Genomic DNA, 10,847 nt, shown 5'->3' on the forward strand with positions numbered 1-10,847 from the left:
TGAGATTACACTCAAACTTCCCCTGCATCACAAGCAATCGTTTACTTACAAAGTGTGATGAATATCAGTAATTTACTGCAAACAGGACTGACCTAACACTCATATAAGAGTTTCTTAGGTAATAACCCGCCACGTTAACAACTCTTTAAATGAACGGTTTATGTTCGGCTGATTTTACGAGATAAAAAAAAAGCCCAATTCAGAGAACTGGGCTTTCTTAGATCAACTTTGTTAAATAACGTTTCCGTTACTTCACATCCATCTCAATTATTTAATATCAATATGCTCAAAGCCTTTGATAAGGTCATCAAGTGCTTTCATCTGCTTCAAGAACGGCTCTAGTTTGTCTAGAGGTAGCGCAGATGGGCCATCACAACGAGCTTGGTCTGGGTTTGGGTGAGCTTCAATGAACAGACCCGCAATACCCGTAGCAAGACCCGCTTTAGCAAGTTCAACCGTTTGCTCACGACGACCGCCAGATGCAGCACCTGATGGGTCACGCATTTGTAGAGAGTGCGTCACGTCGAAGATGATTGGGCTACCGTTTGAAGACTTCTTCATTACGCCAAAGCCAAGCATATCCACAACAAGGTTATCGTAACCCATGCAAGCGCCACGCTCACAAAGGATGATGTTGTCATTACCGCACTCAGCGAACTTATCAACGATGTTGCCAACTTGATTCGGGCTCATGAACTGAGGCTTCTTCACGTTGATTACTGCGCCAGTCTTAGCCATTGCTTCAACAAGATCAGTTTGACGAGCTAGGAATGCAGGTAGTTGGATTACATCAACCACATCCGCAACAGGCTGAGCTTGAGCTTCTGTGTGGATATCAGTAATGATCTTCACGCCGAAAGTATCTTTCAGCTCTTGGAAGATTTTGAGACCTTCTTCCATTCCTGGACCACGGTATGAATGAACTGAGCTGCGGTTCGCTTTATCAAAAGACGCCTTAAATACGTAAGGGATGCCCAGCTTCTCGGTTACTTTTACATAGTGCTCACAGATCTGCATAGCAAGATCGCGAGATTCAAGAACGTTCATGCCTGCAAATAGCGTAAATGGCTTGTCGTTAGCAATTGGCATATCGCCAATATGAACTGTTTTCTGTTCCATCATATTCTCTCTAAATAATTATTAATTAGTGAACAACCACTGTCTTTTCGTTCATGACGTTCACTTGAGATTTCAGTAACTCAGATGCCGGGTCATCTGGGCATTGGTCGATAAAGTATTGATAATCGGTTGCGGCTACTTGGTGACAGTCTAGCTGCTGATAGATAAAACCGCGGTCACGGATTTCATATGGGTCATCAGGTACAAACGTCAAAGCAAGGTCAGTACACTTCAATGCAAGTGTATAACGCTCTTCTCGCAGCAGTGCACTCTTGAGCAGGGCTAACCACTTACCAATAATTGTTGGGTGGTCGGCGACTTCTAAGTGCTCAGGTTTCACCTTAGCTAATGGGCCATCATGGCCAATTAACCATGCTCGCAGCGTTTGTTCGCCAACATACTCACCGTTATAAGGGTTAATATAGGCTGCAGCTTGCCCGTACCAACTTACTTTAAGTAAGAATTGAGTCGGGAAAGAGACGCCCTCTACAGGAAAGCCTAGCTTGCGACCTAGAAAAAGAAAGATCGCCCCCAGACTCACTGGAATGCCTTTCTTTCTCTCAAGCACTTTATCGATGAACGCGTTTTCCGAAGAGAAATACGCATCTTTATCGCCAGCAAAACCCCATTCATAAAAGAATAGTCGAATAAAAGATTCAAACTTCTGCTGTTCATCGGTTTCATTAACCAAAGCAAACTCGGCGTCTTTTAACAATCTCGCCAGCTCTTGCTCTGCCCAACTGTCTTGAGTTTCTGGGTTAATCGCTTTATTTAAGATCAATGCACCTTCAGCTAACTCTAGCTGGTCAAAGTCTTCATCAAAAAATTCGTACATAGATAGTTAACCGAAATAAGGAGATAATTAACCGAAAAATGTTGGTGTCTTGGTCATTGCGATTTTGCCTGCCATCGCTAACCAGCCAAGCGCACCAAAGAAAGAGAATACTCTCAGTAGCTTGTTTTTACCTAGCTTAAGCGCAAAGAAACCTAATGCGATGTAAGCCATAACACAAGTTAGTTTTTCGGTTAACCATGGTGCTGCTGGTGTAAATGGAATAAAGCCAGTGATGAAAATCAAACCAATACCCGATAGCAATAGCAACGAGTCATTGATATGAGGGAAACGCTGCAAGAAAGGATGCTTAAGCTTAGGTGAGTTAGCCATCATAAGAGCGAAACGAATCGAGAGAAGTAGCGCACTTATAGCAATCGTTAATAGGTGAAAATGTTTTAGACCTTCGTACATGGTATTCCTTTATATTTTTATATGTGCTTTCGTTAACACGAGCCTCACAATACCCGTTAATGCTCTGTAGTTCTGCATAAAATCTCTGTATTTCTGCGTTAAATGCATTATCGGGTTAAATGTATTGTCGAGTTAAAGGTATCAATTTAGCAAGTTCATCATCCATTGCTCACAAGACGATTAACAATCACTAACTATGAACAGTAACGACCCAATGTCACTCGGTCATTACCACCGTAATCTTTCTCTGTGACAACATCGAGATAACCGAGCGCCTGCATAATCTCACGAACTGCCAAACCTTGGTCATAGCCGTGTTCAAATGCTAACCAACCTTCATTTTCCAAAAAGCCACGTGCGTTTTCAGAAATGTATCGAATATCTGCAAGCCCTTTCTCTTCAGCAACCAGTGCTGTGATCGGCTCAAAACGCACATCGCCTTGAGACAAATGAGGATCATTCTTCTCAATGTATGGCGGGTTAGAAACAATCAGAGAGAATTTCACAACGCCTTCAGAGCTCAAAGGCTCAAACCAACTACCATGCAAAAAAGTCGCATTGGTGATGTTGAGACGCTGTGCATTCTCTGTCGCAAGCTGCTGCGCTTCAGGGCGAAGATCAATACCCGTCACCTGTCGATTCGGCATCTCAGACGCCAATGCTAACGCGATAGCACCTGTACCTGTCCCTAAATCGAGAATCGCGCCTTGCTTGCCAAAGGTTTTATCCAACGCTACTTCAACCAAACGCTCGGTATCTGGGCGTGGGATTAATGTAGAAGGGGAAACTTTTAACGGCAGTGACCAAAACTCACGCTCACCGATAATGTAAGCCACAGGCTCACCGGTTAAGCGACGTTTTAGAAGGGCATTGAATTCAGACTCTTGCTCAGAGGTGAGATGCTTCTCAGGCCAAGTCAGTAGGTAAGATCTTGGTTTATCTAAGGCGTGACAAAGCAGTACCGCGGCATCAATAGAGGGTGATGTGTTATCACCCTCTTGAAGCTTTACGATTGCTGCTTTTAAAGCACTTTCAACCGTATATGCTGACTGCATACTGGTTAGTTGTTCTCTGCAAGTGCAGCAAGCTGATCGGCTTGGTGCTCTTGAAGTACAGGATCAAGCAAGCTTTGCATGTCACCTTCAAGTACTTCGTTAAGACGGTAAATTGTAAGGTTGATACGGTGATCCGAAACACGGCCTTGTGGGTAGTTGTACGTACGAATACGGTCACTACGGTCACCCGAACCTAGTAGGTTACGACGTGTATCAGAAACCGCTGCCGCGCGGCGCTCTTCTTCTGCTTGAACAATACGAGCAGCAAGAACAGCCATCGCTTTCGCTTTGTTTTTATGCTGAGAACGCTCGTCCTGACACTCTACTACTGTACCCGTTGGTAAGTGAGTAATACGGATTGCTGAATCCGTGGTGTTAACGTGCTGACCACCCGCGCCTGATGCACGGAAAGTATCAATTTTAAGGTCGCCCGCTTTGATTTCTGGAAGATCCGCTTCTGGGATCTCAGGCATAACCGCAACCGTACATGCTGACGTGTGAACACGGCCTTGAGATTCGGTTTCAGGTACACGTTGTACACGGTGACCGCCTGACTCAAACTTCATGGTGCCGTAAACAGCGTCGCCACTAACCTTAGCGATCATCTCTTTGTAGCCGCCTTGCTCAGAAGCATTGCTGCTCATGATTTCAACACGCCAACCTTTCTTCTCAGCAAACTTAGAGTACATACGGAACAGGTTGCCCGCGAAGATACCTGCTTCATCACCACCCGCACCTGCGCGGATTTCTAGGAAACAGTTACGCTCATCGTTTGGATCTTTTGGAATAAGAAGAATCTGTAGCTCATCAGTCAGACGCTCAATTGCTGCTTTCGCATCTTTGATTTCATCTTGAGCCATTTCACGCATTTCTGCGTCGTCTTCGTTTGCCATCTCTTCAGCAGCTTCTAGATCTTCTTTCGCTTGCTGGTATGACTGGAAGCAAGCTGTCACTTCTTCAAGTTGAGAGTATTCTTTCGAAAGTGCACGGAATTTGTCTTGATTCCCGATTACATCTGGATCACCAAGTAGATGTTGAACTTCTTCATAGCGTTCAACAAGTGTTTCAAGCTTTACTAGAATCGAGGCTTTCATAATGTCTTATCTTGTTGGAGGTCTAATATTATTGAGGGTTTTCTAAGCCCAAACTCTGTCTAATGACCATTAATTTTGCAGGTTCTCCTTGCTCAGCTGCACTTTGAAGTGCGCGCGTTGGAGCATGGATCAATTTGTTTGTGAGCTTATTGCTGAGCTCGAGTAAAACTTTTTCAGGGTCACCGCCAGCGGCAAGCGATTGTAAACTTTTACTTAATAATTCTTCGCGGATTTCGTTAGCCGATTTACGGTAATCTCGAATACTGTCTACCGCTTGTAAAGAGCGCATCCAACTCATGAACGCGGCACTTTCTTCACTGACGATCGCTTCAGCTTGAATCGCTTCAACTTTACGTTGTTCGATATTGCCATCAACAATCGACTGCAAATCATCAACCGAATAAAGGTAGGCATCATTTAGATCACCAACCTGCGATTCCACATCACGTGGAACGGCAATATCAACCAATAACATCGGCTGATGCTTTCTTGTTTTTAGAGCAGTCTCAACCATACCCTTACCGATAATAGGCAATGGACTTGCGGTTGAGCTAATTACGATGTCCGCTCGATGAAGATGATCAGGGATCTCATTCAAGCTGATCACTTCAGCACCAAATTCTTCTGCTAGCCCTAGAGCACGTTCTCGAGTTCGGTTCGCCACAATCATTTTTGTACAGCCATTCGCCGAAAGGTGCTTAGCCACCAGCTCAATGGTTTCACCCGCACCAACCAGTAACACGGTTGAATCTGCGATGGATTCAAAAATATGCTTGGCTAAGGTACAGGCTGCGTAAGCTACAGAAACCGCGCTTCCGCCGATTTCAGTTTCAGTTCGAACACGCTTCGCAACAGAAAATGATTTCTGGAATAGTTTTTCCATTGAAGCATCAACGGATTTGTTCTCTCGCGAGTCCGTATACGCTTGCTTCACCTGACCTAAGATCTGCGGTTCACCCAAGACTAAAGAGTCCAAACCACAAGCAACGCGCATTAAGTGTTTAATCGCCGCCTGCTCTTCATGGATATAAAGGCTTGGCTTTAGCTCTTCTGGGCTAACTTGATGGAAAACCGACAACCAATCGATGAGTTTGTTTTTAGCCACGCCTTTAACGTCGCAATACACTTCAGTTCGATTACAGGTAGAAAGTATGACACTTCCATTCACGTGTGCATTTGCGTTAAGTTGCTTGAGTGCCTCAGATAATTTATCTGGACCAAAAGCGACTTTTTCTCGCAATTCAACCGACGCTGTATTGTGATTGATACCTACGGCAAGCAAAGACATGTATCAGAAGTTCTCGATCAGGGAATGGAAACAAGGGGCGAATTTTACTTGATGCATGGCTCTATTTAAAGAGCAAGCGGGATTTGTTTTCCTGAGTTCGTGAATTCAATGCTATAGTTGAAGCGTTTTTTAGATAAATTTGAACAAGTTGTGAGCAAACATGAGCAAGCTTCTCAAAATCGCGTCTCTTATTTTTATGGCCATAACTATGGTGGGTTGCTCGTCTATCCCAGAACAACCAACCAGCGTTGAATGGCAAAGTCATCAAGATCGGCTTTTACAGATAGACAACTATCAAGCCTCAGGCAAGCTCGCTTACATTTCCCCAGAGCAACGTCAAAGCCTAAATTTCATTTGGAAACATTCACCAAATCAAAGTCAATTAAGGCTCACTACTTTTCTCGGTCAAACTGCACTGAACCTAACCATAGATCCATCGGGTGCAAAAGTCGTCACTTATGATGACCAAGTATTTACCCACGCGAGCGCCTCTATTTTGGTTGAGCAGCTTACAGGCTTGAAGATCCCTGTTGATCATCTGCCACAATGGTTCCTTGGCATTCCAGACCAAGCGGATAGCTATCAGCTAAATACAACGAACACCCTTGAGTCACTAACCAAGCAAGTCAGCAACCAACTATGGACTCTGAGTTTTGCTAACTATCGCAATACAGAGATGCCGAGTACTCTGCAATCTGGTGAAGACAAAGTAAATGTGGAGACGATTCCGCTCCCTACTCGACTCTCTTTCAAGCAAGACCAAAACAAAATCAACATCGTAGTTTCGAAGTGGACACTGAAAAAATGATTACAACACCAACACACTGGCCTTCTCCAGCAAAGCTGAATCTATTTCTTTATATCACTGGCCGACGTGATAATGGTTACCACGAGCTTCAAACACTCTTTCAGTTCGTTGACTTTGGTGATGAACTGACGGTTACCGCAAACTCAGAAACGAGCTCGATAACCATCACGCCAGAAATACCTGGTGTAGCGCTTGAAGACAACCTAATTTGGAAAGCCGCTACTGCACTTCAACAGTACACCTCAACCTCTTTCGGTGCCGATATTGAGCTAAAGAAAGTGCTACCAATGGGTGGTGGTATTGGCGGAGGCTCTTCAAATGCTGCAACTGTGTTAGTGGCGCTTAATTACTTGTGGCAACTGAATCTTTCTGATGATCAACTTGCAGAGATCGGTTTGAAGCTTGGTGCTGACGTTCCTGTCTTCGTTCGAGGCCACGCCGCCTTTGCTGAAGGGGTTGGAGAACAATTGTCACCAGCTAATCCGGATGAAAAATGGTATCTAGTCGCCAAACCTCAAGTGAGCATAGCAACTGCAGACATATTCAAACATTCAGAATTAACTCGAAATACGCCAAAGCGAGCGCTAGCAACGCTTCTAGAGCAAGAATACGTAAACGATTGCGAAAAAATTGTGCGAATGCTGTACCCAGAGGTTGATAAGCAACTTTCATGGCTGCTACAATACGCGCCGTCGAGATTGACTGGTACAGGTTCGTGCGTTTTTGCTGAATTTAACAGCAAAAAAGAAGCCGAATTGGTGCGAGAACAACTGCCTGACACAGTTTCCGCTTTCGTAGCGAAAGGAAGAAACATTTCTCCTTTAAAAGAAACTCTGGCTGAATACCAATCAGCCCACCCACAATCTATTTAAAACTGGACGCAACCCGAGGTTTCCACCGTGCCTGATATGAAGCTATTTGCTGGTAACGCAACACCTGAACTAGCCCAACGTATTGCTGATCGTCTATACATCTCTCTTGGCGATGCTACTGTAGACCGTTTTTCTGATGGCGAAGTCGCTGTTCAAATCAATGAAAACGTTCGTGGTAGCGATGTATTCCTGATTCAATCAACTTGTGCACCAACCAATGACAACCTTATGGAATTGGTGGTAATGATTGACGCAATGCGCCGTGCTTCTGCTGGCCGTATTACTGCTGTAATCCCTTACTTCGGTTATGCCCGTCAAGATCGTCGTGTACGTTCTGCTCGTGTGCCAATTACTGCAAAAGTTGTTGCAGATTTCCTTTCTAACGTTGGCGTTGACCGCGTTCTTACTATCGACCTACACGCAGAGCAAATCCAAGGCTTCTTCGATGTACCTGTTGATAACATCTTCGGCACTCCAGTTCTTCTAGAAGACATGGCGAACCGTGGCTTAGAAAACCCAGTTGTGGTTTCTCCAGACCTTGGTGGTGTTGTACGTGCTCGTGCAACGGCTAAAGCGCTAGGTGATGTTGACATCGCTATCGTTGATAAGCGTCGTCCACGTGCTAACGTTTCTGAAGTAATGAACCTAATCGGTGATGTTGAAGGTCGTGACTGTGTTATCGTTGATGACATGATCGATACGGGTGGCACACTATGTAAAGCAGCTGAAGCGCTTAAAGAGCGCGGTGCTAAGCGTGTATTCGCTTACGCAACTCACGCTGTTTTCTCTGGTACTGCTGCGAACAACATCAAGAACTCTGTTCTAGACCAAGTTATCGTAACGGATTCTATCTCTCTATCTCCAGAGATGGCTGCGACGGGTAAAGTGACAACACTTAGCCTTTCTCGCATGCTTGCTGAAGCGATTCGTCGTATCAGCAACGAAGAATCAATCTCAGCGATGTTCAACTAATCAAAGCCCAATAGCTTTTTTTACAAAAGCTTGGTTTTAGAAACACGCGAGAGAAAGATATTAAGCACTTCAGTCAATGAAGTGCTTTTTTTATGTCTGAGTAATATTGCACTGCTAGTTATCACAAACAGGAATAATCGCGCAGCTATCAGCTAGCTCGCACCTTTTTCATAAACTGTGATATCATACGGCGCTTTTTGAAATCCCAAGAGAGATCCATACCTTGAGCCAACAAATAAAACTTCTCGTTGGACTGGCTAATCCAGGTCCAGAATACGCCAAAACTCGCCACAACGCGGGCGCTTGGGTAGTTGAAGAATTAGCGCGTGTACATAACGTGACACTAAAGAACGAACCAAAGTTCTTTGGCCTAACGGGTCGTATCATGGTTCACGGTGAAGATCTTCGTTTGCTGATCCCAACGACTTTTATGAACTTGTCAGGCAAAGCAGTTGCAGCCTTAGCAAAGTTCTACCAAATTAAACCAGAAGAGATCATGGTCGCTCACGATGAGTTAGATCTGCCTCCTGGTATTGGAAAGTTTAAAAAAGGTGGTGGTCATGGCGGACATAATGGTCTGAAAGACATCATCAGCAAGCAGGGTAACAATAAAGAATTCTATCGTCTTAGATTAGGCATCGGCCATCCAGGACACAAAGATAAAGTTGCAGGTTATGTATTAGGCAAAGCTCCTCAAAAAGAGCAAGAGTGTATCGAGGCCGTCGTTGACGAATCGGTTCGCAGCCTAGACATCTTATTAAAAGATGGCCTACCAAAAGCACAAAATCGCTTACATACGTTCAAAGCAGAATAAGGTTTATATCATGGGTTTTAAATGTGGCATCGTTGGTCTACCAAACGTTGGTAAGTCAACTCTGTTTAACGCACTGACTAAAGCAGGCATCGAAGCAGCAAACTTTCCATTTTGTACGATCGAACCAAACACAGGTATCGTTCCGGTTCCAGATCTACGCTTAGATGCATTAGCAAAAATTGTTAATCCACAGAAGATCCTTCCAACGACAATGGAATTCGTAGATATCGCGGGCCTAGTTGCTGGCGCATCTAAAGGTGAAGGTCTTGGTAACAAATTCCTAGCTAACATCCGTGAAACTGACGCTATCGGTCACGTTGTACGCTGCTTTGAAAATGAAAACATTGTTCACGTTGCTGGCAAAGTATCTCCAATTGAAGATATCGAAGTGATCAACCTAGAACTTGCACTGGCTGACTTAGACAGCTGTGAGCGTGCAATTCAACGTAACGCGAAGAAAGCGAAAGGCGGCGACAAAGACGCTAAATTCGAAATCACTGTACTAGAAAAGCTACTTCCAGTTCTAACTGAAGGTGGTATGGGACGTACTGTTGAACTTGGCAAAGAAGAAGCGGCAGCAATCGGCTACCTAAACTTCCTAACGCTTAAGCCAACAATGTACATCGCAAACGTTGCAGAAGATGGTTTTGAAAATAACCCATACCTAGACGCTGTTCGTGAATACGCAGAAAACGAAAACAACGTTGTTGTTGCTGTTTGTGCAGCAATCGAATCAGAGCTTTCTGAGCTTGATGACGAAGATCGCGAAGAGTTCCTTGCGGATATGGGTATCGAAGAACCAGGTCTTAACCGAGTGATCCGCTCTGGTTACGAACTACTGACTCTTCAGACTTACTTCACAGCTGGTGTTAAAGAAGTTCGTGCTTGGACAATCCCTGTAGGTGCAACTGCGCCACAAGCAGCGGGTAAGATCCACACAGACTTCGAGAAAGGTTTCATCCGTGCTGAAGTTGTTGGATTCGATCACTTCATCGAATTTAACGGTGAGAGCGGTGCGAAAGACGCAGGTAAATGGCGCCTTGAAGGTAAAGAATACATCGTTAAAGATGGTGACGTTGTTCACTTCCGCTTCAATGTATAATTCTGATTAGACATCTAGAAAAAAGGCCAGTGAATTCACTGGCCTTTTTGTTTTTCCCCTTTCTAAATTGTCCCTCACCAGAAAGTTAACTTCCTATATATATCGCCTTTTAGACCTGTTTTTTGTCGACAAATACGCCTCTTTGCCTAAAAAGAAACCGAACAGATGTTTATTCGCGATTTATTCAAAAAAAAAGTTGACGGGTTTCACTCAACTCCGCATAATGCGCCCCGTTCACAGCGAAGCGGCAACGTTTCGAAATGAGCAACAATATGGAAATGGCTACTTAGCTCAGTTGGTTAGAGCACATCACTCATAATGATGGGGTCGCAGGTTCAAATCCCGCAGTAGCCACCATTTCCTAAGCACTCTATTTGATATTAAAGTTTGTCTTTAGTAACAAAGAGTTTTTAGGAAATAACGCGGTCGTGGCGGAATTGGTAGACGCACCAGATTTAGGTTCTGGCGCCGAGAGGT

Annotated in this window: 11 protein-coding genes and 1 tRNA gene; 6 read left to right on the forward strand and 6 right to left on the reverse strand. The window is 44.4% G+C overall.

Features of this window, described 5'->3' with window-relative positions; genetic code table 11:
• Window positions 1-267 precede the first annotated feature (267 nt).
• The 6 genes from kdsA to hemA all read right to left on the reverse strand — a co-directional run bounded on the left by kdsA (window position 268) and on the right by hemA (window position 5,802).
• A complete protein-coding gene (gene kdsA, locus AB6E51_RS18490) occupies window positions 268-1,122 on the reverse strand; it encodes a 3-deoxy-8-phosphooctulonate synthase (RefSeq protein WP_017069619.1) in 855 nt (284 codons plus the stop codon).
• Window positions 1,123-1,144: 22 nt separating this feature from the next.
• Complete coding sequence (locus AB6E51_RS18495) at window positions 1,145-1,954, reverse strand: SirB1 family protein (RefSeq protein ID WP_017064164.1); 810 nt, start codon at window positions 1,952-1,954, stop codon at window positions 1,145-1,147.
• A gap of 27 nt (window positions 1,955-1,981) precedes the next feature.
• Window positions 1,982-2,365 (reverse strand): SirB2 family protein, encoded by a 384-nt coding sequence (locus AB6E51_RS18500; RefSeq protein ID WP_009848726.1) that lies wholly within the window; start codon window positions 2,363-2,365, stop codon window positions 1,982-1,984.
• Between the two features lie 194 nt (window positions 2,366-2,559).
• Entirely contained in the window at window positions 2,560-3,420 is an 861-nt protein-coding gene (prmC, locus tag AB6E51_RS18505; protein ID WP_017062314.1) for a peptide chain release factor N(5)-glutamine methyltransferase, read from the reverse strand.
• 5 nt (window positions 3,421-3,425) lie between these two features.
• A complete protein-coding gene (gene prfA, locus AB6E51_RS18510; RefSeq protein ID WP_017062313.1) occupies window positions 3,426-4,514 on the reverse strand; it encodes a peptide chain release factor 1 in 1,089 nt (362 codons plus the stop codon).
• Between the two features lie 28 nt (window positions 4,515-4,542).
• Window positions 4,543-5,802 carry a glutamyl-tRNA reductase gene (gene hemA, locus AB6E51_RS18515; protein WP_017062312.1) on the reverse strand — a complete coding sequence of 420 codons (1,260 nt, stop codon included), beginning with the start codon at window positions 5,800-5,802 and terminating at the stop codon, window positions 4,543-4,545.
• 160 nt (window positions 5,803-5,962) lie between these two features.
• Between hemA and lolB the strand changes: the two genes are divergently transcribed.
• The 6 genes from lolB (at window position 5,963) to AB6E51_RS18545 (ending at window position 10,727) form a co-directional block, all read left to right on the forward strand.
• Window positions 5,963-6,610, forward strand: a complete 648-nt coding sequence (gene lolB / locus AB6E51_RS18520; RefSeq protein ID WP_372058796.1) for a lipoprotein insertase outer membrane protein LolB — start codon at window positions 5,963-5,965, stop codon at window positions 6,608-6,610.
• Window positions 6,607-7,482, forward strand: coding sequence for a 4-(cytidine 5'-diphospho)-2-C-methyl-D-erythritol kinase (gene ispE / locus AB6E51_RS18525; RefSeq protein ID WP_372058797.1), 876 nt, complete (start codon window positions 6,607-6,609; stop codon window positions 7,480-7,482). The genes lolB and ispE overlap by 4 nt, the downstream gene beginning before the upstream one ends.
• Before the next feature lie 27 nt (window positions 7,483-7,509).
• Window positions 7,510-8,454, forward strand: a complete 945-nt coding sequence (locus AB6E51_RS18530) for a ribose-phosphate pyrophosphokinase (protein WP_004739814.1) — start codon at window positions 7,510-7,512, stop codon at window positions 8,452-8,454.
• 223 nt (window positions 8,455-8,677) lie between these two features.
• Window positions 8,678-9,268 carry an aminoacyl-tRNA hydrolase gene (gene pth, locus AB6E51_RS18535; protein ID WP_004739815.1) on the forward strand — a complete coding sequence of 197 codons (591 nt, stop codon included), beginning with the start codon at window positions 8,678-8,680 and terminating at the stop codon, window positions 9,266-9,268.
• Between the two features lie 10 nt (window positions 9,269-9,278).
• A complete protein-coding gene (gene ychF, locus AB6E51_RS18540) occupies window positions 9,279-10,370 on the forward strand; it encodes a redox-regulated ATPase YchF (protein ID WP_372058798.1) in 1,092 nt (363 codons plus the stop codon).
• A gap of 280 nt (window positions 10,371-10,650) precedes the next feature.
• Window positions 10,651-10,727: transfer RNA gene (locus AB6E51_RS18545), tRNA-Met, on the forward strand.
• Window positions 10,728-10,847: the final 120 nt, after the last annotated feature.

Source organism: Vibrio sp. 10N.247.311.47 (genome assembly GCF_041467535.1).
Classification (GTDB): domain Bacteria; phylum Pseudomonadota; class Gammaproteobacteria; order Enterobacterales; family Vibrionaceae; genus Vibrio; species Vibrio crassostreae_C.

What these genes read in the sequence shown, in the direction of transcription:
- kdsA (WP_017069619.1), bottom strand. Translation starts at nt 1,122, where the DNA reads ATGATGGAACAGAAAACAGTTCATATTGGCGATATGCCAATTGCTAAC.
- ispE (WP_372058797.1), top strand. Translation starts at nt 6,607, where the DNA reads ATGATTACAACACCAACACACTGGCCTTCTCCAGCAAAGCTGAATCTA.
- ychF (WP_372058798.1), top strand. Translation starts at nt 9,279, where the DNA reads ATGGGTTTTAAATGTGGCATCGTTGGTCTACCAAACGTTGGTAAGTCA.
- AB6E51_RS18495 (WP_017064164.1), bottom strand. Translation starts at nt 1,954, where the DNA reads ATGTACGAATTTTTTGATGAAGACTTTGACCAGCTAGAGTTAGCTGAA.
- prmC (WP_017062314.1), bottom strand. Translation starts at nt 3,420, where the DNA reads ATGCAGTCAGCATATACGGTTGAAAGTGCTTTAAAAGCAGCAATCGTA.
- lolB (WP_372058796.1), top strand. Translation starts at nt 5,963, where the DNA reads ATGAGCAAGCTTCTCAAAATCGCGTCTCTTATTTTTATGGCCATAACT.
- hemA (WP_017062312.1), bottom strand. Translation starts at nt 5,802, where the DNA reads ATGTCTTTGCTTGCCGTAGGTATCAATCACAATACAGCGTCGGTTGAA.
- prfA (WP_017062313.1), bottom strand. Translation starts at nt 4,514, where the DNA reads ATGAAAGCCTCGATTCTAGTAAAGCTTGAAACACTTGTTGAACGCTAT.
- AB6E51_RS18500 (WP_009848726.1), bottom strand. Translation starts at nt 2,365, where the DNA reads ATGTACGAAGGTCTAAAACATTTTCACCTATTAACGATTGCTATAAGT.